Source organism: Alloscardovia venturai, from assembly GCF_042676605.1.
In the GTDB taxonomy this organism is placed as follows: Bacteria; Actinomycetota; Actinomycetes; order Actinomycetales; family Bifidobacteriaceae; genus Alloscardovia; species Alloscardovia venturai.
In genome coordinates this window covers 475,203-495,775 of record NZ_JBHTHQ010000021.1, presented here as the reverse complement: position 1 = coordinate 495,775, position 20,573 = coordinate 475,203, and the positions used below count along the sequence as shown (strand labels likewise).

Annotated in this window: 18 protein-coding genes and 1 tRNA gene; 15 read left to right on the top strand and 4 right to left on the bottom strand. The window is 46.3% G+C overall.

From position 1 onward, the window contains the following. Positions 1 to 28 precede the first annotated feature (28 nt). Complete coding sequence (locus ACFQY8_RS05565) at positions 29 to 901, top strand: PHP domain-containing protein (RefSeq protein WP_377938901.1); 873 nt, start codon at positions 29 to 31, stop codon at positions 899 to 901. Positions 902 to 1,024: 123 nt separating this feature from the next. Here ACFQY8_RS05565 and ACFQY8_RS05560 read toward each other — a convergent pair whose 3' ends face one another. Next, positions 1,025 to 1,249, bottom strand: coding sequence for a DUF3107 domain-containing protein (locus ACFQY8_RS05560; RefSeq protein ID WP_377938900.1), 225 nt, complete (start codon positions 1,247 to 1,249; stop codon positions 1,025 to 1,027). 54 nt (positions 1,250 to 1,303) lie between these two features. Continuing rightward, complete coding sequence (locus ACFQY8_RS05555; RefSeq protein WP_377938899.1) at positions 1,304 to 2,899, bottom strand: phosphotransferase; 1,596 nt, start codon at positions 2,897 to 2,899, stop codon at positions 1,304 to 1,306. 48 nt (positions 2,900 to 2,947) lie between these two features. Between ACFQY8_RS05555 and ACFQY8_RS05550 the strand changes: the two genes are divergently transcribed. Next, the gene (locus tag ACFQY8_RS05550; RefSeq protein WP_377938898.1) at positions 2,948 to 4,453 is read left to right on the top strand and encodes an ATP-dependent helicase; all 1,506 of its coding nucleotides are present in this window, start codon (positions 2,948 to 2,950) and stop codon (positions 4,451 to 4,453) included. 27 nt (positions 4,454 to 4,480) lie between these two features. Here ACFQY8_RS05550 and ACFQY8_RS05545 read toward each other — a convergent pair whose 3' ends face one another. After that, positions 4,481 to 6,022 (bottom strand): zinc-dependent metalloprotease, encoded by a 1,542-nt coding sequence (locus ACFQY8_RS05545; protein WP_377938897.1) that lies wholly within the window; start codon positions 6,020 to 6,022, stop codon positions 4,481 to 4,483. Between the two features lie 211 nt (positions 6,023 to 6,233). On the opposite strand from ACFQY8_RS05545, the gene ACFQY8_RS05540 reads away from it, so the two are divergent. From ACFQY8_RS05540 to ACFQY8_RS05530, 3 genes are all read left to right on the top strand, one after another. Further along, positions 6,234 to 7,100 (top strand): YlbL family protein, encoded by an 867-nt coding sequence (locus ACFQY8_RS05540; protein ID WP_377938896.1) that lies wholly within the window; start codon positions 6,234 to 6,236, stop codon positions 7,098 to 7,100. Positions 7,101 to 7,178: 78 nt separating this feature from the next. Further along, on the top strand, positions 7,179 to 7,592 hold the full coding sequence (locus tag ACFQY8_RS05535) for a DUF3052 domain-containing protein (protein ID WP_377938895.1): 414 nt from the start codon (positions 7,179 to 7,181) through the stop codon (positions 7,590 to 7,592). 129 nt (positions 7,593 to 7,721) lie between these two features. Further along, positions 7,722 to 8,846: an alpha/beta hydrolase gene (locus ACFQY8_RS05530; protein ID WP_377938894.1), complete on the top strand. Its 1,125-nt coding sequence runs from the start codon at positions 7,722 to 7,724 to the stop codon at positions 8,844 to 8,846. A 113-nt stretch (positions 8,847 to 8,959) separates the two neighbouring features. On the opposite strand, the gene ACFQY8_RS05525 is transcribed toward ACFQY8_RS05530, so the two are convergent. Further along, positions 8,960 to 9,033 (bottom strand) — tRNA-Val (locus ACFQY8_RS05525). Between the two features lie 166 nt (positions 9,034 to 9,199). On the opposite strand from ACFQY8_RS05525, the gene ACFQY8_RS05520 reads away from it, so the two are divergent. The 10 genes from ACFQY8_RS05520 (at position 9,200) to ACFQY8_RS05475 (ending at position 20,546) form a co-directional block, all read left to right on the top strand. Next, entirely contained in the window at positions 9,200 to 10,144 is a 945-nt protein-coding gene (locus ACFQY8_RS05520) for a DivIVA domain-containing protein (RefSeq protein ID WP_377938893.1), read from the top strand. Between the two features lie 6 nt (positions 10,145 to 10,150). Continuing rightward, positions 10,151 to 12,019: an alpha/beta hydrolase family protein gene (locus ACFQY8_RS05515; RefSeq protein WP_377938892.1), complete on the top strand. Its 1,869-nt coding sequence runs from the start codon at positions 10,151 to 10,153 to the stop codon at positions 12,017 to 12,019. Then, the gene (recO, locus tag ACFQY8_RS05510; protein ID WP_377938891.1) at positions 12,019 to 12,795 is read left to right on the top strand and encodes a DNA repair protein RecO; all 777 of its coding nucleotides are present in this window, start codon (positions 12,019 to 12,021) and stop codon (positions 12,793 to 12,795) included. Before ACFQY8_RS05515 ends, recO begins: the two co-directional genes overlap by 1 nt. Further along, on the top strand, positions 12,792 to 13,583 hold the full coding sequence (locus tag ACFQY8_RS05505) for an isoprenyl transferase (RefSeq protein ID WP_377938890.1): 792 nt from the start codon (positions 12,792 to 12,794) through the stop codon (positions 13,581 to 13,583). Before recO ends, ACFQY8_RS05505 begins: the two co-directional genes overlap by 4 nt. A gap of 119 nt (positions 13,584 to 13,702) precedes the next feature. Continuing rightward, a complete protein-coding gene (locus tag ACFQY8_RS05500) occupies positions 13,703 to 15,115 on the top strand; it encodes a glycine--tRNA ligase (protein ID WP_377938889.1) in 1,413 nt (470 codons plus the stop codon). A gap of 185 nt (positions 15,116 to 15,300) precedes the next feature. Further along, positions 15,301 to 17,160: a DUF262 domain-containing protein gene (locus tag ACFQY8_RS05495; RefSeq protein ID WP_377938888.1), complete on the top strand. Its 1,860-nt coding sequence runs from the start codon at positions 15,301 to 15,303 to the stop codon at positions 17,158 to 17,160. Between the two features lie 53 nt (positions 17,161 to 17,213). Further along, positions 17,214 to 18,389 (top strand): tRNA dihydrouridine synthase DusB, encoded by a 1,176-nt coding sequence (dusB, locus tag ACFQY8_RS05490; RefSeq protein WP_377938887.1) that lies wholly within the window; start codon positions 17,214 to 17,216, stop codon positions 18,387 to 18,389. A gap of 106 nt (positions 18,390 to 18,495) precedes the next feature. Beyond that, the gene (ftsZ, locus tag ACFQY8_RS05485) at positions 18,496 to 19,743 is read left to right on the top strand and encodes a cell division protein FtsZ (RefSeq protein WP_377938886.1); all 1,248 of its coding nucleotides are present in this window, start codon (positions 18,496 to 18,498) and stop codon (positions 19,741 to 19,743) included. Positions 19,744 to 19,761: 18 nt separating this feature from the next. Next, positions 19,762 to 20,262: a cell division protein SepF gene (locus ACFQY8_RS05480; protein ID WP_377938885.1), complete on the top strand. Its 501-nt coding sequence runs from the start codon at positions 19,762 to 19,764 to the stop codon at positions 20,260 to 20,262. 2 nt (positions 20,263 to 20,264) lie between these two features. Continuing rightward, on the top strand, positions 20,265 to 20,546 hold the full coding sequence (locus ACFQY8_RS05475; RefSeq protein WP_377938884.1) for a YggT family protein: 282 nt from the start codon (positions 20,265 to 20,267) through the stop codon (positions 20,544 to 20,546). Positions 20,547 to 20,573 lie beyond the last annotated feature (27 nt).

Below are 20,573 nucleotides of genomic sequence, written 5' to 3'. Positions count from 1 at the left end.
CGTTTGGACTTAAGTTTACGATAGAAGTATGACGGTTTCACGAGTATCGGGATGGGACTTACACTGCCATACTGTCTTTTCTGATGGCACAAAAACTCCGACGGAACTTATCGAGCTTGCACATGCTGCAGGCCTTGAGGGAGTAGCTATCAGTGACCATGATACTATCGCAGGATGGCAGGAGGCGAAAGCCGCTGCACAGGCTAAGCATTTTCCTCTCATTCGGGGAACTGAGATTACTGCAGAGCACCTGCACACGAGTGTGCACATTTTGGCATACCTCTATGATTGTGAGGATAAGGGCGTACTTGACATGTATGCCAAGATGCGTCAACGTCGTTATGAGCGTGCACAGCGCATGGTTGAGCGTTTATCTCATGATTTTCCTATCACATGGCAGAGTGTAAGTGAACAGGTTCGTGAAGGAGAAGCTACAACTATCGGGCGCCCTCACATTGCTGACGCTTTGGTATCTGCCGGTGTATATAAGACTCGTTCTGATGCTTTTGCTGGAGCGATTAATGGAAAATCTCCATACTATGTGCCGGTGGATTCGCTAGCTGCAACACAGGTCATATTCGCATTGAAGCAAGCTGGTGGGGTAGTGGTCTTAGCACATTGCGGAGCGGTGAAACGCAATCGTCGTCGTATGCTTACTGATGACGATATTGAACTATTCGCGCGAGAATACGGTCTTGATGGTCTCGAAGTGTACCATCGTGAGAATTCGCGAGAGCAGCAAGAAAGACTGTCTGCTATAGCTCAGAAATTAGGGCTTTTGCAAACGGGCGGATCTGATTGGCACGGAGAGGGCAAGCCGAACGTTCTCGGTGAGAATCGTACGGACACGTCTACTGTTCAAGAAATCATCCGACGGGGACGTATTCGACTCATTAATTGATATATGTATATAGAACTAGAACGTGTGCTGTGTGCGGTTTTATACAAAATCCCCACGAAATAGTAGTGGTGTAGTGGACGCCACATTTCGCGGGGACAAGATACAAGAGTCTAGTTAAGCGCTTTATAGTGCGCCAAAACCTACTGGATGAGCTGTCTCTGTGCCTAGGATGACGTATCCCAAGGAATCACTTGGAACGATGACGACTCGTCCTTTCTCATCTGTGAGTTGTAAGGTCTCGTGGTTATTCAAAGCTGTGTCAATCTTGTGTGACACATCAGTTGCTGATTCATTTGTTTCAAAAGAGATAACTTTTGGGACGTTATGGATACCGATTTCGACGTTCATATTTTCTCCTTGTTCTTGATGAAGTGCTTATCTATTGATTCAGTGTAGAGGGTCTTACTTACTCTCATCAAGTTTTTCTTGTGTAGCGAAGACAGTCGTCGCGATGTCATCCTGTGCAATCGCAGCTTCTCCAGTATCATCCGACTCGATTTCACTACTGTGAGATTCGTTGCGAGGTTCAATTACTGAGCCGCCAGCAGTTTCCGAGCTGTCGAGTACAAAGCCGTTAGAATCCACTCGTACATAGCTCGACTGAGCAGTATATGGTGTCTCGTCGCTAGCATGGTGTTGCGCAGCGGCTGCAGATTGCGCCTGCATAGCGATGGTGGCATCATCCTCAAGCGAAGAAGATGAAGACAGAGTAAAACTTTGAGATTGACTTGGAGCAGAATTCCAATGATGTCGAGGAGAAGTTGGGGAAGTGGACGCTACGACGGTTGCATCGTACGTCGAGTCGTCACTCATTTCGGGACGTGTAGGAATATCTACGCTCGGATGTGCACCTGATGAGGTGTGTGATGCTGGTGCAGGAATATCTGACGATGTACGCATTCCTGAATCGACTACGAAACGTGTGTGAGCAGCGTTGCGAGAATGCGTTCCTCGAGTACGCGTTTCCTCTTTGCCTTTGACCGTGCCAGGGTTTTCTAGCAAATCTCCAACGGTCAAGGTTGATTTCTTATGAGCTTGCTGCGACTGGGGGTTACTCTGTGCGATTTGATGAGCAAGAGAATTAACCTGAGATTTAAAAGCAAGAATTTTAGCAGTATCAGCGTTAGCAAGCGCGCGCATGTACTCGCCGACCTGCTCCATCTGTGTCCACAGCCCCGCACGCAGCCAAATCATATTGTCAAGATGAGACCCCATGACGCGGCTATATGCAGAGATAAAAGCATTCCGGCGAGGCTTATCAAGGTGAATAAATATCCATGCCAAGTCACGAGCTGGATCGTTGATCTGCATATTTTCCCAGTGATGAAGTGCAGCGACAGATGAAGAGTTGAAGATGAAATCTCCATCGCTGTAGCCGCCGTGTACTGGACATGCGGCAAAATCCCACAGACCATCTGTACCGATAATCGCTCTCCAATTCTCGATAATTTCTGTAGGAATATGCCCTGCTGATTCGAGGCTATGAATCCAACGTGTAAGCTGCTCATGTATATCTGCAGAGGTGTAAGAACGATAGTGCGCTGCGCTCAAGAAGCCTTTTCGCATCCGATGAATTGCAGCGATAGCAGTTCCCGCAGATACACACTGGTCAGAGGTTAACGAGTTAAGCATGAGAGCATTACCATCGTGATGCGGTGTGATATAGACAGCGCAATCGCCAGTCACGCCTGACATGTCGTCGCCGGGAACGAATAACGTGTAATCTTCAACAGCGAAACTTAACCCCACTGTGCCTTTTGAATGAGAAAGCACATATGCCGCTTTTGCACGTTCCTTGAGTAGTTTTTTACCCTGAGCTGAGGATGACACGCTGACGTCATATTCGACGCCTTCAACGCTGGTAATGACAGCTGTGACGATATCTTTTTTGTCCCCGCTGGTGAAAAATTGTTCGGAACCGCGGGTAGTTGCTACTGACAGCCCCGGCATTGCAGCAGAAGCAAGGGCAGCTATCTCTAATACTGAACGTTGACTCACGTTTTCAAGAATAATACACTGTGTCTAAGTTGTGTAACAATGGTGTGTATGGCAACTTCATCACCGGTACTTGACGCAATAAGCGAAGGGCTTGACGAGAAGCAGAGCGAGGCAATGCAGTGTATAAATGGCCCCGTACGCATAATTGCTGGGGCTGGCGCAGGCAAGACGAGAACGATTACTCGTCGGATAGCTTATGCAGTGGCATCAAAACAATGGGATGCGAAGAGTACACTTGCCGTGACATATACAAATAAAGCAGCCGAAGAGATGAAAATGCGTCTGCTCGGACTGGGGGTGCATGATGTGCAGGCAAGCACCTTCCATTCCGCTGCGATGAGTCAACTTGCATATGCGTGGAATCGTCTTGCAGATGGGGATGTGCCACGCATTGAAACAGATATGTCGCAGTACGTTCGTACGGCGTTGCTCCGAGTGACAGGGCACGATGACTTGGAAGATCAAGAAGTTAGCGATATCATGCAAGAGTTGTCATGGATGAAAGTAAATTTGGTTCCATATGAGGATTATGCGCGTGTTTGTGCGCGTACGCATCGCACAATTCCTCTTGAACTTTCTCCTCAGCAGTTCGTCGATGTCGCGCATATAGCAGAAAACGAAAAAATACATAAAAATGTGATTGACTTCGACGATTCTCTTCTACTCCTCTCCCACATATTGGATGAGTACGAGGAAATCGCAGATGAGTTACGTAAACGAATGCGGCACATTACTGTCGATGAGTATCAGGATGTTTCTCCTTTACAACATCGCGTCTTGACTCAATGGTTAGGTGGTAATCGCGACATTTGTGTCGTTGGGGATCCTGCACAAACGATTTATTCTTATGCGGGGGCATCAAGCTACTATCTCCTTAATTTTAATAAGGAATTTTCTCCTCTGAGCGCTGACGTAGAGCTTGATACGGACTATCGTTCAAGTGGACATATCGTCAACTATGCTAATGCAGTATTGAGTGCTTCTCCTATGGCTGATGACTACATCGAATTACGCTCAGCAAATGATAGCGGTCCGCAAGTGACACTTACGAAATTTGCTACAGACGAACAACAGCGTCAGCAAATTGTATCGAGGATTCTGTGGCATTCTAAACGCGATATGAAACTTGATGATATCGCAATCTTATGTCGTACGCGCGCTCGCGCTCGTGCAATTGCTTCTACATGCAAGCAAGCGCAGGTACCGTACCGTTTGCGTACGGAGCCGGACGATGGCGTTCTTCACGCGCGACAGGAGGATGGAAAAGTTACGATTTCCACCATTCATGCAGCGAAGGGACTGGAATGGGATACAGTTTTTATCCCTGACTGTTTTGAAGGAAATATCCCGATGAATCCCGAAGGTACCGGTCAGGCTCATGAACAACAGATTGAAGAAGAACGCCGAGTCTTTTATGTAGCATTAACGCGCGGTGAGAAGAGGGCATACCTTTGTGTAGCTCGAAGTGCGCATGAGAACGATTACACAGCTCAGCGCACAATCAGTAGGTTCATATCTGATGCAGCAGCAAATAAACGGAAAGTAAGAAGTTAGGGTAGTGATTAAAGCTAAGTAGCAGTTTTACTGCTCATCTAAATCCGGGCCAGAATCTGAATCTGAGTCTTGCCGCGTATCTGTGCCGTTACTACTGTCGTCTTTATTGCCAGCGCCATCAGAAGCGCTATCAGAGGTGCCGTCAAAGTCAAGAAGCTGTGCTAACTCACTATCCCAGTCAATGGATGGTGCAGATTCTTTCGCCGTGTCCGCCTGTGCCAGCTTGCGCATCACATCGTCGGCAAGTACTGGCAGTGAGTCTGGATGAGACCAGTGCAGATCACGACCGGATGCTTCCTCAGCAATTGTGAGTGTTTCCCACATATCGCTCGCCTCGCGCATCTTCTTCGGATGCATGTCAAGTCCGAGTAGTGCTTCAAAGGAGCGTTCCGCTGCCCCTCCAGACACACGCTCACGGCGTTGCATTTCACGTAACTGATCAATATGAGGTAGGTATGGCATCCCTGCACGCCAGACAATGCAATCTACCCACCCTTCTACAAGAGCAAGCAGAGTTTCTAGACTACGGAGTGCCTCTTGCTGCTCTGGAGTATCTGCCATACCTACTTTAGAGAGATTTACGGCACTAGCAATAGATTCAGGATTCATCATTTGTGCGTCGCGAAGCTCTTGCTCCATCGCATCCAAGTCGATGGAAATAGAGCGAGCATACTTGGAAATAAGTGCTTTAAAACGCGGCATGAGCCAAGGAACATTAGTAAAAAGTCGCGCATGAGCACTCTCGACTAATGTCTGGTATCGCAGTGCTTCATCTTCACTAATTTCCAGCGCCTTAGCGTATTCGACGACATTTTCTATGACGATACCACCCGCGGGATTAGAAGTGAGAGCGATAGCTTGGTCAAAAGTACCACGTACCTCGTGCGAGAGAGACCCCGCAGCAGAACCAAATTGCATAGCGTAAGAAGTGTTGCCTAAGACACTCATAAGCTTTGACGGGTCTTTTAAATCATCAGGAAGAGGAATATTGACAGGACCAGCGAACAGACCTGCTACTTCACCATCAACGTGCGCATCACCAAACCGTTCAGCAAAGACTTGTCCCATAGCATTATTCATAGATGCAGCAACAGGCGTTGCAAAATCAATCCAAGCGGGAAGTGTAGCCTCCACCCATTCAGCACGCGTGTAAGCACTCATAGGACTAGTAGGCGGGTCAAAATTTGTCACAGAATCAAGCCACAAATTAGTCTCTGAAGCGGCCGCTCGAACTTTATCTGCCTGGGTAGCAGTGATTACTCGTATCGTCTCGCCCTCTCGCGCTCGCTGCTGAGCAAGAGACTTTGCTAGTCGACGGTTGATAGGACCTTCGTCTAAAGTATTGCGAATATCGGAGACCGTATTCATGCCACTTTCAGTAAAAGCTTGCATAAGTGACTGTACTTCATGCGGGTTCGGCAGTCCTTGCGCTCCGTCGCGAAGGAGCTGTTCTCGCACGAAATCAGGTAATTCTTGGAACTGCTGCCATGCCATTTCGCCTTCGAACGGGCCAAATGAATCAATCATCCATTTATGCAATGCATTCTCGTCAAAGTTATTCTCAGACATGACCGTGTCAACCTTACTTTTATAAATTCCTTAGAACTAATACTATGGGAGGGGCAACCGAAACGACACAAGTTGAGAAATCTTCGTCTATTTTTCACACCCTGAGCGCAATATTTGCACCATTGTGCGACGTGTAGTGTATGACGTGGAGGCACTGGAATTGCTGGAATCGCAACGCACTCGTGTGTGTGATACGACAGGAAGGACACTTATGGTTTACCGTTCAGGTAAGATGCCATCACATCTAAAAAGACGGAAGTTAGCGATTGTCGCTATTGCGATGATGATTATCATGCTCCTGCTTCCTAGCCCATACGCTGTGGAAATGCCGGGACCTACACAAGATGTTCTCGGTACTGTGTCGAGTACGAGCAAAATCTCCATGATTGATGTTTCCGGTGTGCGCACGTACAGGAACTCCGGCGAACTTCATATGGTATCTGTCTCAGCTACAGGTGTCCCAGGATATTACACGCCAACGGCGGTTGCTTTGTGGGCGTGGTTCAATCCGCACATGGCAGTTCTCCCTCAAGAAGCGGTATATTCAATTAATCAAAGCGCGTCTGACTATGATGAAGAAGGCGACCAGCAGATGACTACTGCTCAAGATACGGCATCGGTTGTTGCGAAGAAATATCTCAAGGACACGTTGGGAATTAATGCAGATCGTGCCACAGTGACTATGCATATAGACGACATCGGTGGACCGTCAGCTGGCATGATGTACACGTTGGGGACGATTTCTAAGCTCACGCCTACGGATGAAGTAAGAGGGAAGATTATCGCTGGAACGGGTACGATCTCTCGCGACGGGAAAGTCGGTGCAATTGGCGGCATCCAGCTCAAAATGATAGGTGCTCGCCGTGATGATGCACGGTATTTTCTTGCTCCGCAATCAAACTGTTCAGAAGTCGTTGGGCATATACCGCAAGGGCTTAAAGTGTATGCAGTATCCAACATTGATCAAGCATATAAAGCACTTGTAGCGATTGGGCAGGGGAGAACTTCTGGACTGCAGCCATGCTCAGCAAGTTCTGTGAAAAATACTGCAAATAGTAGCACTCATACGGCCCACTAGTCTCGTAATACATCAAGAAGTGTGTTATGTCACGAACGGTAGAATGAGTTTTTCTCTCCTGTTTGTTATGCTCAAATTGTGTCGAATACAGAAAGCGAAGCACAAGAATTCGGGTTCCAGCCAGGAGATGTAGTTCAAGAATGGCTTTGGGACGATGACGTAGACGAGAATCTACGCGCTACATTAGAAGAATATCTAGGCGAAGAACTCGTCGACGAAGAGTACGACTCGAGCGTAGACGGTGTCTTGCTATGGTGGCGTGATGGCGACGATGAGGATGAACTTGCTGACACCATCATGGATGCCAGCCAGATGCTTAATGAGGGCTCACCATTCTGGGTATTGACCCCTAAGCCGGGTCGCCCAGGTGCTATCGGTCCTAATACTTTACAGAATGCTGCAAAAACCGCTGGAATGAATGCTGCAACTCCAGAGACTGTTGGCCCTGATTGGAATGGTATCCGTTTGCGTGCATTTGGACGTGGACGGTAGAATTCTAATTTTTGCGACTAGACTTTTGAGCGTCTCCTATGGGGGCGCTTTTGCATATACTCGTGTTAATACGCATTAATACACGTTTAACAGGTTTTCCTATTTCACTATGCAAAGGAGCGTAAGTAAATGGTATCGCATATGTATACGCACGGTCCTGGTCCATCTGATAATTCTTCTCCATCCGCAATAGTTACACAGGCACGTGCGGCTCAAAGTTGGATGGAAGCTGGGCGGTTATGGAGCTACATTGATGAAGATTGTGTTGATGATACGCAAGACACACGCGGTAGAAAGATAAGTTCAAAGGCAAAACAAGCAGCCATCGCCATGCGTAAAGCGAGTGCGCAGTTTGACTATGAACGTATCAAAAATTGGCAGCTTCCTGATGATGTCGTTGGTCATCTTGCAATTCCTTATACTAAAGATGATGATCGCGGACATTACCTCGATGTTTTCGCGCCAAAAGATGCTAGTGAGGGGCACAAGTATCCCGTGATCATTGACGATCACGGTGGTGGATTTGTATACGGAATGCGCGAGTTAAATCGCAGTTTTGCCATGCACCTCGCGCATCGTGGCTACGTCGTAGTCCTCCCGAGCTATAGGCCCGGACCGTGTTATAACTTTGTTGAAATCCTTACAGACCTTTCCCTCGCATATTTATGGACAGCAGAAAATATCGCACACTTTGGCGGCGATATGGACCGGCTCTTCCTAACGGGTGACTCGGCTGGGGCATGTATGGCACTGCATAGCGCGCAAATTGAAAATAGTTATGCGATGAGTATGCAAACGTGTGTGCCTCAAGCTGGTCTCAAGATACGGGGACTTCTCCTTGTATGTGGTATATACGATTTGTCTGCGCGAATGGATACTAGTGAGCGTGAAGCGAGACACGAGCTTGATGCGTTGGACGCCTTGTCTCCAGAAGTTTTTGGGACAGTGCGTGACAATTTTACTGGTTTTACCGGTACAAACGAACTTTTGGGTGCAGCAGCAATGCCGCCTGTTTTTATCAATACTGCCACAGATGATTTTCTTCATGACGAAAATATTGATCTCTATAAGCGCCTCGTATGTAAAGGCGTCGACGTTGAGCTTGATGATGCAGATACGAATGAGTGGGGAGAATTAGGGCATGTGTATGTCGTAGGACTTGCTACTCATCCTCGCTCGCAGATAACCCTTGATAAGATGGACTGCTTTATACACAGAGTCTTGGCTGATAGTGCTACTGAGAGCGCTGTGTAGAGAGGGTGCAAAGCCCAGAAACTCACAGATAGAGAAAGATAAAGAGTAAAGCCGCGCGCCATACGGCGTATAAGAAAACGGGAGAAGAACTTTGCTTTTCCCGTTTAGGTCGGTGGGCGATAAGGGACTCGAACCCCTGACATCCACGGTGTAAACGTGGCGCTCTAGCCAACTGAGCTAATCGCCCGACTTGGTATAAGTTAGCAGAGTGTGAGCATGAGCGCAAATGTCGGCGTGTTCCAAATGATAATCACGTGCAAAGATGAGCGCGTATAAAAGTGAGCAAAGAGCAGAGATGATGTTTGTCGTCATGTGTATTCTTTTGTAGTAGTTTATGAATAAAGGAGCATTCCATGGCTGAATTTCAGGAGGCTAAGACAGCAATTCCTCGTGCTCGTAAGAAAGAATGGGGATATAGTGTCAAGCAGGTAGATGAATTCTTGAAGTCTACTCGCAGCCTGTATGAGGTTGATGAGCCGAATATGACTCAAGCTGAAATTCAGAATGTCACTTTTGATTTAGAGAAAAATGGTTATGATGTAGCTGCAGTCGATTCTGCACTGCGACGATTGGAAGATGCTATTGCAGATAAACTTGCTGACTGGACCATTCTTCACGAAGGCTTAGAAGCATGGTCGGCACAGAATGAGCAACTCGCATTGACTCTTATTCCTCGTGCGAAGCGTAGTGACCGTACAATTTTTGCGAATGGGCGATTTGGCAAGCCGTCGTATGATAAGAAACAAGTAGATGCATTTGTGAAAAATATTGCATATTTCTTGAATCAGACGCTTGCATTGGGAGTGTTTGCTCAAGATGCTAAAGGTCAAATGCAATCTTTTGACTCTCATGGCGTAGCAACAGTGACTTTTACTCAGCATCGCGGAGCTCATGGATATGATGAAGCGCAAGTTGATGCCTATATAAATCGCATCGTAGAAGTTCTTTCACGTATTGAGGCGACGAGCCGTCAGAAGAATGTAGCAGACATACAAACTGCGCGAAATATACAAGGCATACAAGATGTACGCAACGTACAGTCTGCTCCACTTATCGAGGAAACAAATTCTAGATTTGTAGGTGATGCAAGTGAGGTAGTGCATACGAGTGTACAGCTTCCGCAGTCGTTTACTCCTGAGCATAAGCCACAGCGCGGCTCCACTGCACCAGTTTCCGATGTGGATTACAGCACCTTGATGGATACAGGAAGCATCCAGTCGGTGCAGTTCCATCTACCTCATCTGAGCGCTGAAAAGCATGTGGCTGATAACGTTGCAAAAACCTCTGAGCAGGAGTGATAGCGCGTGGCACTTCGACGTTCCATCGTCTCCCTTACCTCATGGTTTAGATTTTACTTTGCAGATAGGTCGGATGGTTCGTGGCCGTTCATGAAGCGTTTCCTGAGCAGCATTATCATTTTTGGCTTGCTCATGGGCATCTTTATCGGTGTCTCGCATCTGACAAATTATCGCTGGAACAATGACACGACTGATTTAACAGTACATTCGACCACAGCAGATACGTCGATTAGTTTTAAGAATACAACGGGCGTTGAGCTTCCACGGCGCAACACGTATCGTGTGCGTGAAATTCGCGATAGCATTTTTATAAAGCAACCAAGTACGGGCAAGATTCAGAAAGACGATATCATCCTGCGCGTTCCTATGGATGCTAATGGGCAAGTCATTCACACTATTCCAGGAATGGTTCGTGGAATGCCGGCGGCAGTTTTTGTGCATGGCGCAGGTGTAGGAAATTCAAATGATTCCTTTAATGATGTCGGAGCTGACCTTGCAAGTGCAGGATTCGCGACACTTGTCATGGATAAGCCTCGGTGGGATACAAATGATTTTACGCGTGACTATCCTGCCTCGGCGAAGGCGTATGAGAAAGCAGTCGAGTACTTGCGGCAGCTCCCATATGTTGATGCAGATAAAGTAGGGTTGTTCACGACGTCTGAGGGGACATGGATTTCTCCTTACATTGTGCGCGACGACAAACACATTGCCTTTGAGATTATGATGTCTCCTATGGTGTTTAGCCCTCGGCACTCCTTGGGATTTTCTGTATCGCAATTATTTGCAATCCTTGGCGCGAATAATGGTTATCAAAATATCGTTCAGCGTGTATTTAGCCTCGATACGGCAAGTTTCGGTTTTGGCAATATTGACTTCGAATCTCAAATTGTACAAGGATATAACGTTCCTATCCTTGTCGCTTATGGAGCAAAAGATGTCCTTACCGCGCAAGTTTCCGGGGCTCAGCGCATTCTCGAGCTTGCTCATAAGGCAGGGAACTGGGACGTAACTATTCGTGACTATCCCATTGGCAATCATGTATTGCGAGTAGGGGATCAGACACAGGCGAGAACGTTATATGTTGATCATTATGAGTACGACTTCGTGGACTGGGCTGTTGGCGTAGCGCGAGGCCTTGAGCAGTCCACGTCGAAAATTGCGGGTTCAGATGTGCAGCAAGCTATTCTCGTCCCCGAGGACTTAAGAGCTCACCGTACGATGACCTTTTACGCAGTCGTTATTCATTCTTTAATGATAATTTTTTTGGCGTTGTCCGTCCTTATTGGAGTCTATAGCCTCGGCAAGAAACTGCTCTTTACAGTAACTCGTCGTAAACGCCACGTCTTCGGCTTTGTAGGTAGATACCAGTCTGTTCTTATTCGAATAAGTCTGGTTACTATAGCCGCGATGCTGCTCTTTTTTGCTGCCATCGCTCAACTTGTATATCGCGTCATCAATCTAATCTGGGGGGCTGCGCCGGAAAGTCCAGGAATGATTTACTGGAGCTGGTATGCGGTCCAAACAGTGTGTGTCATCGTCATTTTTACTTGGGCTGTGGTAGGTACAACTCTCATTGAGTCTGCATATCAGCGTTGGATTTTTCCTCGTATCATGCATGAAGGTTATAAAGCGAGCATAGAGCATATAGCACAGAACTGGACCCAGAAGGCTACGCATGTACCCACCTGCGCGCGCCTTGTACGTCATGCACATCGTACGCAGACTACTGACACGGATTCGCAAATACTCGATGAAAGTGCGTGCAAGCCGATTCTTGCAAGTACAAAACTTGGTATCATCTTCTTCGGCGTAACGACTATAGCGATGTTCTTTGTCCTTCTCATGTTTTCGTTCTGGGGAGTGTTTATTTACTGATGCCAAGCTACACAGACGCAGGCGTGGTGCTCCGCACCGTTAAACTCGGTGAAGCAGATCGTATCATCACTATTCTGACGAAACAGCATGGGAAAGTTCGCGCTGTAGCAAAAGGCGTTCGTCGTACAAAGTCGCGATTCGGTGGTCGTCTCGAGCCTTTTAACCGAAATCAATTTCTCCTCTTCGAAGGACGTGGACAACTTCAACACATCAACCAAGCAGAAACGCTTAATGCCTATGGCGCGAGTCTTATCACAAACTATGATGCGTATGTAGCAGCAAATGTCATAGGAGAAGCGGTAGATAAACTTTTAGACTCTATGGGAGATGAGGGCGTCCAGTTTGAAACTCATGATGCGAGTCTCTACTACGACCTACTCGTAAGCGCACTTCATGCTCTCGTGAGTGAGGAACATGAGCCGCAAGTGATTGAATCTTCTTTCATCCTACGTATGCTATCGATGAGCGGATGGTCGCCTCGGCTAGACACATGCGTCGTGTGCGGACGTCAGACGCAGCTTGATTTTTTCTCCATATCCGCTGGCGGGATGATGTGTAGGTCGGATAGATTGCCGGATGCTTATGAAATATCGCATGATGTGCGGACGCAGCTTTACGCCTTACTCCATGGACGTTGGGATATTCTAGATTCTGCAAAAAACACTCAGGGGAGTAGTGTATTGTTCCCTAGAACGGTACAAATTGTTGAGGAATGGTTGCAATACTATGTGGAACGTCCAGTTCGTTCACTGAAATTAGTAAAATCGAACACATGAGTTTTGAAAACCTCGACTATACGTCTCTCGATATCCCAGCCGCACCGTTCAGCGACATGAGCATTATTCCATCTTTTGATAAGAAAAAGGTTCCTCAACACGTCGGCGTCATTATGGACGGCAATGGTCGTTGGGCTCAGGAACGCGGGCTTATCCGGACGAATGGGCATCAAGCGGCAGAGCCTGTGGTATTTGACATTATTGCAGGCGCGATTGAAGCAGGTGTTCGGTATTTAAGCTTGTATACGTTTTCTACAGAAAATTGGAAGCGCTCGCCTCAAGAAGTTCGCTTTCTCATGGGATTTTCTCGCGATATCATTCATCGTCGTGTTGACCAAATGAATGAGTGGGGAGTAAGAGTTCGGTGGAGCGGGCGACGTCCAAAGTTGTGGAAGTCCGTAATCGATGAGCTAGAAATTGCTCAGGAAAAGACTAAGAACAATACGATTATTGATGTTATCTTTTGCATTAACTACGGTGGACGTGCAGAAATCGCCGATGCAGCAGCTGAAATAGCGCGCGAAGTTGCAACGGGGAAGATTAAAGGGAACAAGGTAACAGAAAAGATGATTGCTGAGCATCTTTATCTGCCCGATGTACCTGACTGCGATCTTGTGGTTCGTACTTCGGGCGAGCAGCGTACTTCTAACTTCCTTCCATGGCAGGCAGCATATGCTGAGCTTGATTTCGTTCCAGAACTTTTCCCTGACTGCAATCGGCAGATTCTGTGGCGTTCCATCGAAAAGTTTACAAATCGCGATCGTCGTTTCGGTGGAGTGAAAAAGTAGAGAGAAATTTCGTCGCGCGCGGGTATGGGTATAGCTATTCGTCTGCTTTTGCTTGTAATGTTACTCAAGAAGAAAAGTGCTCATAAGCCGTATGAGTACGTAATTTTAAAGGAGTAAAAGTGGCTGAATCAAAGCTCGATGCTGTCGTATCTCTCGCAAAACGCCGTGGCTTTGTCTTTCCGGCTGGTGAAATCTACGGTGGAACCCGTTCGGCGTGGGATTATGGTCCACTTGGCGTAGCGCTCAAGGAAAACATCAAAGAGCAGTGGTGGCGCTTCATGGTTACCACGCGGGCGAATGTTGTTGGCGTGGACACCTCTGTCATTCTTCCTCGTGAGGTGTGGGTCGCATCGGGTCATGTCAATGTTTTCAACGATCCACTTACTGAATGCCTTAACTGTCATAAGCGTTTCCGTGCAGATCATTTGGAAGAGCACTACGAAGCGAAGCATGGTCACATGCCAGCATCGCAGGAAGATATTCCATGCCCGGAGTGCGGTACGAAGGGCAAGTGGACTGAGCCACGCGATTTTAATATGATGCTACAGACTCACTTAGGTCCAGTCGCTGATGAAAATTCTTTGCACTACCTACGTCCAGAGACTGCTCAGGGCATCTTCGTAGACTTCGCGCAGGTTCAGGCATCGAGCCGTCAGAAGCCTCCATTCGGTATTGCAAACATCGGTAAGAGCTTCCGTAACGAAATTACTCCTGGTAACTTCATCTTCCGTACTCGCGAATTTGAACAGATGGAAATGGAATTCTTCGTCAAGCCCGGCGAAGATGAAGCATGGCATCAGTACTGGATTGACGCTCGTAAGCATTGGTACACTGACCTCGGCGTCGCTGAAGAAAACTTGCGCCTGTACGAGCATCCAAAGGAAAAGCTCTCTCATTACTCCAAGCGCACTGTAGATATCGAATACAAGTTCGGTTTCCAGGGTTCTGATTGGGGCGAGCTCGAGGGTATCGCAAACCGTACCGACTACGATTTGACGGCTCATGCAAACCACTCTGGTAAGGACTTGAGCTACTTTGATCAGGCGTCTGGCGAGAAGTACATTCCATATGTTATCGAGCCAGCTGCTGGTTTGACCCGTTCCCTCATGGCATTCTTGGTTGATGCTTATGACGTGGATGAAGCTCCAAATACCAAAGGCGGCGTGGATACTCGTACCGTTTTGCGTCTTGATCCACGCTTGGCTCCTGTTAAGGCCGCAGTTTTGCCATTGTCTAAGAAGCCTGAACTTCAGTCCATCGCCCAGGATTTGGCTCAGGAACTTCGCTTGCATGACTGGAATATCGATTACGATGAGTCCGGCGCTATCGGCCGCCGTTATCGTCGTGAGGACGAAATCGGTACGCCTCTGTGTATTACCGTTGATTTCGATACAATCGACGATCATGCTGTCACTATTCGTGAGCGCGACACTATGCAGCAGGAGCGTGTTGCTCTTGACAAGGTCGCACAGTATGTAACAGACCGCATTGGTAATTCTATGGAGCGCTATCCTCAGGCACCTGAGGCATAAATAATTGTTATATATGGCTAGCTGCTCTGTGAAAATGCTTGAACTTGTTTATAGTTCAACTTTCACAGGGCAGTTTTGTCTGGGGGGGGGAGAAGATTTATCTCATAAATTAGGATGGATTCTAGTTATCAAATGGAGTCTGGATTTATCCTGATTCTAGGAACTTTAGTTGGCTGGAGATTATTATGGCGTATTCACCGCGTGAGATAAGTATTGAAGATATATTTTCTGGAAACAAGCGGTATAAAATTCCTAATTTCCAACGAGATTTTTCTTGGGAAGATAGCAATTTTGATGATTTCCTTGATGACCTTTTTAGTTCAAGTGGAATTAACTGCAAGGTTCAAGATTTTGATCACGATAATAGATACTTTTTCGGTATGATTCTTGTTCTGGGGGATAAAATATCGTCCGATATTGATAAGCCATACCAAGTGATTGATGGGCAGCAAAGATTAACTACAATGACACTGTTTTTTGCTGCAATTACTGAAATAATTCATACATTAAATGATGACTATCGAGTTGAATTTGGCGACAGATTATACGCTACTAGGAATAAACAAGGCAAATCTGAACAAGTTCATCGTCTGGTAAATGATGCTTTGAATCCGTTACTTCCGGAAAAGATTTTAAATTTGAATGGTGCGGGTGACCTCTCTGCAAAAGTTGATATACAATCTGACGAACAAAAGCATTTATTGGATGCATACGAGTATATAAAGAATATCTTAAGCAAAAAGGAAATAAGCATGCGTATGCATGTAGATATAGAGGATCTTAACGATGCTCTCTATATCAGTATTCTTGAAGCGCTAGGGGATTATCTTTCAAATAGTACATTGATATGCATCTATAATGATAGCTTAGAGGAGGCGAATAAGCTTTTTCGTAATTTGAATTCTCGTGGTAAGAAACTAGATCCTCCTGACCTTATCAAGAATGAAATTTTTTCTATACTTGAAGATGAATCTCAGAGTGCTTCGACAAGATGGATGCAGATTGAGAAAAATATTTACGAAAGCGAAGAAAACTTACAAACATTCATTTTCCATTTCATGCGAGGGCGATATAAGAGCATAACAAAGAATAATTTATACGAACGTTTCATGTCTCGTGTGGAGCCAAGCGCAGAAAGTTACATGGAGTTCTTGGAAAGTCTTGTGCAAGCATCTCAGTATTACAAGATAATGCTTAATCCTACAGATAAGACTGAGATCTTTGGACAAAAAAAGTATTTCTCACAGAAGGACCATTGGCAAATTAAGAGTGACTTGGAATTCTTCAATGGGATTGACGTATCGCAGTTACGTATTCTTCTTATAACGCTTTTTGAAGTGTTCGATAAAAAGAAGATGAGTAGCGCACAATTTAGGAAATTTATTAGAATTACTGCTTTGCACCAGTGCATGCATGTTCTCGTGCACTCATCAGCAAATAAACTTACAACGATTTATGCTAATACTTCTCAAGAATTATTAAAGTATAGAAACAAGGAAAATTGGTCAACAAATGATGTTGATAACGCTTATAAAGAATACGAGGCGGCTCTGGTAGGTAAACTCCCTAGCGAAAATTTCGTAGAGTCTGTAAATCTTACTTATGATGCTAAGAAGTTAGATAATTCGAAGAAGGGCAAAGAGTACGCATTAATCAAATTTGTGCTTGAAACGCTTGCAGTTAATAGGCAGGAACAGACTATTAAGTCTAATAAGGGGTTGAAATTCATCTATGATGCAACAATTGAGCATATTATAGATAGAGAGAATATCAAGGATAATGCCTCAGAAGGATGGATAAATTCTTTAGGAAATTTATTATTACTAGAACAGGGTAAACATTATTCCAACGTCAAAAGTGAAGAAGAGAAGAGAAATATGTACAGTAAGTCAGATATTACGATGACAAATCAATTCTTCACAGATTTCCCCAATTTTTATTCGGATACGCCCAATCAATCAGGTATAAAAGAATCTATTGAAAGCAGAAACAAAAGTCTTCTGAAACAATTCGATAATATTGTTAGACCTCCTAAATCGGAATAGAAAAGACGCGTATAGTAATCTCTATTTATACCATACGTTAAACTAATTGCATTATGACTGAAAACGCAGCAACTTCTCACGTCGAGCTTCCGAGCATTGATATGGGTAATCATATTGTCCAAACGCCAGTACTGTTATCTCCCATGGCTGGGGTGACGAATTGGCCTTTCCGAGTTCTTTGCCGTGAGTTTGGCCCAGACGGTCTTTACGTTGCAGAAATGATTACCGCGCGTGCACTTGTAGCGCGCAATCCGAAAGCGTTGCGTTTGTGTCGTTTTGACGAGTCGGAAGATTACCGCTCTTTGCAGCTTTATGGCGTTAATCCGTCGATTGTGGAGATGGCGGCGAAAATCGTTGTGGACGAAAATATGGCAGACCATATTGATCTGAACTTCGGTTGTCCTGTGCCTAAGGTTACGCGTCGAGGTGGCGGATCTGCACTGCCGTGGAAAAATGAATTATTCCAAGAGATTTTGCGACGTGTAGTTCGTGTCGCTGAACCAGCAGGAATTCCTGTGACAGCGAAAATTCGTGTGGGTATTGATGATGATCATACGACGTTCCATGATGCGGCAAAAATTGCTCAAGATGAGGGATGCAAATTTGTAACTCTTCATGCACGAACCACGGCACAGTACTACGGCGGTCATTCCGAATGGGAAAAAATCGCTGAACTCGTGGGTGAGCTTGATATTCCAGTCATCGGCAACGGTGATATATGGTCTGCTGAAGATGCTGTCTCTATGGTGAGAGAAACGGGCTGCGCAGGTGTTGCAATAGGCCGAGGTTGCCAAGGTCGTCCATGGCTTTTTGGTGATATTGCGAATGCATTTGCTGGTTCATCAGAGCGCATCAATCCAAATCTTGGACAAGTAGGCGAAATTATTATGCGTCATGCGCAGCTACTTTCTCAGTTCTATGATGGTGACGAGATGATGGCTGTACATGATTTGCGCAAGCATATCGCGTGGTATCTTAAAGGTTTCCCGGTGGGTGGCGGTACGCGCGCAGCATTTATGAAATGTGAAAACCTCGATGATGTGCGCTGCGAAATTGAGAAATTCGATCCAACTATTGAGTTCCCTATGGCAATTGCGGACAAGCCACGAGGTCGTGTCCGCTATGCAAAGAAGGTTCATCTGCCTTATAACTGGTTGGAATCTCGCGAGTTGAGTGTAGACCAACGCACAGCTTTGTTTGACGATGACCCTATGGATGCGTCATATTAAATTTTTCCTAAAAAATTAAGATTTTTTAGATAATTTTAATTACATGTGTGCGATTTGGGCAGGAAATGTATTAAAGTTGTGACTATACGTTAACGATGGGAGCACGATGACCAGCATTCAGAATCGCGTTTTGGATGATAGCACGATTATTAAGGTAGTCGGTGTAGGTGGCGCTGGCGGCAATGCGGTAAACCGCATGATTGGCGAAGGCCTTCAAAACGTTGAGTTTGTCGCTATTAATACTGATGATAAGGACTTATCTCGCTCAGAGGCGGATATTAAGATTTCATTGTCGGATAGCACAAGCCGTGGTTTGGGCGCTGGTGCTGATCCTGAGCGTGGTGCGAAAGCTGCGCAAGATAATCAGTCTGACATTGAGCAGGCAGTCAAAGGTGCTGACCTTGTGTTCATTACCGCAGGCGAAGGTGGCGGTACTGGTACGGGTGCTAGCCCTATCGTTGCTCGCGCAGCACGTCAGCAGGGTGCACTAACCGTAGCAGTAGTTTCTCGTCCATTCAGCTTCGAGGGTAAGCGTCGCAGCGCCTCAGCGGACTTTGGTATCGATAATTTGCGTAAAGAGGTTGATGCGCTCATTGTCATTTCTAATGACCGTCTTCTTGATTTGAGTGATCGAAACATTACGATGCTCGATGCGTTTCACAACGCAGATCAGGCTTTGCTCTCCGGTGTTAAAGGCATTACGGATACCTTGAATGCGAATGCGTATATTCACGTAGATTTCTCTGACGTTACTGCGGTTTTGAAGGATGCTGGTACAGCATTGTTTGGCATCGGTTCTGCGCGCGGCGAGGACCGTGCAGTTCAGGCTGCTGAGATTGCTATTAGCTCCCCGATGTTGGAGGGCAGCATTGACGGTGCTCACGGAATTTTGGTTAATATAGCAGGCCCATCTGACCTCGGTATGCTAGAGATTCCAGCGGCTATGAACCTAATCCGTGAGTTGTGCAATCCAGAAGCAAACATTATCTTTGGCGTGTCATTAGACGATGCTATGGGTGACGAAATGTCAGTAACTGTCATCGCTACTGGATTCGACGTAGCTGATGATAGAGAGACTGATGCTACACCTATTGCAACGGAACTCGTCTCCACGCCAGCTCCTGCAAGCTCTGATTCTCCAGCAGCTACTGCGGCTGCCACCCAACAAGCTCCTTCGACAGTTTCGGCATCGGTGCTGCCTGAACAGACTCCTGCTACAGTATCTGACAACACAGCAAGTACTGTGATACCGGTTGTTCCTGAATCTGCTTCTATCCCGACAGTACAGACTCAGAAAACGCAGGAAGAGGAAGATTCTTTCGATGGCTTGGAGATTCCGGAGTTCTTGCGCTAAGCAGGAGAGGTAGTACTCATGGCAAATGTGTTTAGTAAAGGATTAAGCTTCTTTGGGCTTTCCGATCCCGAAGAAGTTGACGATGACGAGATTGTGGCTGAAGAAGATACTCAGCCAGATGAAACGGCTTTCGACCGCGATGATAGTTTGAGTATTCAATCTTCTCGGCTCGCAGCTGCGGGTCGTGGTAGTGCCTCGTCAGTGTCTTCATCTTCGTCGAATACAACTTTTCCTAAGGCACAAATGAATCGCATTACGACTATTCATCCTCGTAACTATGATGAAGTCCAAGCTGTGGGTCGTGCATTACGTGATGGAGTTCCTGTGGTTTTGAATCTTACGGGTGTCGCCGATAAGGACGCTACGCGCATTGTAGATTTTGCGACGGGCGTTGTCTTCGGAGTCCGAGGGTCTGTTGAGCGTGTGACTCCTCGTGTGTGGCTTCTCAGCCCCGCTGCTGTGAGTATCAAAGCCGAGCAGACTGTAAATCAAGGTAGTGCTACAAGTATTTTTGAGTAACTATGACGCCACTTCTTCTTATCCGCCTTATTATCCACGTTCTTATTGATGCGTATATGGCAGTGCTCTTTATCCGTCTTATACTTGACTGGGTAGCAGTGCTGGGGCGATGGCAACCACGCGGATTTATTTTTACGCTGGTTGATGCTGTGTATTGGCTCACGGAACCACCGTTAAAGTTTTTGCGGAGGTATATCCGCCCTATCGGTATGGGTCCGATAGCTTTTGATTTAAGCTTTATTGTATTGTGGTTTGCGCTGATACTCCTTCAGCAAATCATCTAGATTTTTTCGTTTGCAGGGCCTTCTCAG

What these genes read in the sequence shown, in the direction of transcription:
- ACFQY8_RS05565 (WP_377938901.1), top strand. Translation starts at nt 29, where the DNA reads ATGACGGTTTCACGAGTATCGGGATGGGACTTACACTGCCATACTGTC.
- ACFQY8_RS05560 (WP_377938900.1), bottom strand. Translation starts at nt 1,249, where the DNA reads ATGAACGTCGAAATCGGTATCCATAACGTCCCAAAAGTTATCTCTTTT.
- ACFQY8_RS05550 (WP_377938898.1), top strand. Translation starts at nt 2,948, where the DNA reads ATGGCAACTTCATCACCGGTACTTGACGCAATAAGCGAAGGGCTTGAC.
- ACFQY8_RS05545 (WP_377938897.1), bottom strand. Translation starts at nt 6,022, where the DNA reads ATGTCTGAGAATAACTTTGACGAGAATGCATTGCATAAATGGATGATT.
- ACFQY8_RS05540 (WP_377938896.1), top strand. Translation starts at nt 6,234, where the DNA reads ATGGTTTACCGTTCAGGTAAGATGCCATCACATCTAAAAAGACGGAAG.
- ACFQY8_RS05530 (WP_377938894.1), top strand. Translation starts at nt 7,722, where the DNA reads ATGGTATCGCATATGTATACGCACGGTCCTGGTCCATCTGATAATTCT.
- ACFQY8_RS05520 (WP_377938893.1), top strand. Translation starts at nt 9,200, where the DNA reads ATGGCTGAATTTCAGGAGGCTAAGACAGCAATTCCTCGTGCTCGTAAG.
- recO (WP_377938891.1), top strand. Translation starts at nt 12,019, where the DNA reads ATGCCAAGCTACACAGACGCAGGCGTGGTGCTCCGCACCGTTAAACTC.
- ACFQY8_RS05505 (WP_377938890.1), top strand. Translation starts at nt 12,792, where the DNA reads ATGAGTTTTGAAAACCTCGACTATACGTCTCTCGATATCCCAGCCGCA.
- ACFQY8_RS05495 (WP_377938888.1), top strand. Translation starts at nt 15,301, where the DNA reads ATGGCGTATTCACCGCGTGAGATAAGTATTGAAGATATATTTTCTGGA.
- dusB (WP_377938887.1), top strand. Translation starts at nt 17,214, where the DNA reads ATGACTGAAAACGCAGCAACTTCTCACGTCGAGCTTCCGAGCATTGAT.
- ftsZ (WP_377938886.1), top strand. Translation starts at nt 18,496, where the DNA reads ATGACCAGCATTCAGAATCGCGTTTTGGATGATAGCACGATTATTAAG.
- ACFQY8_RS05480 (WP_377938885.1), top strand. Translation starts at nt 19,762, where the DNA reads ATGGCAAATGTGTTTAGTAAAGGATTAAGCTTCTTTGGGCTTTCCGAT.
- ACFQY8_RS05475 (WP_377938884.1), top strand. Translation starts at nt 20,265, where the DNA reads ATGACGCCACTTCTTCTTATCCGCCTTATTATCCACGTTCTTATTGAT.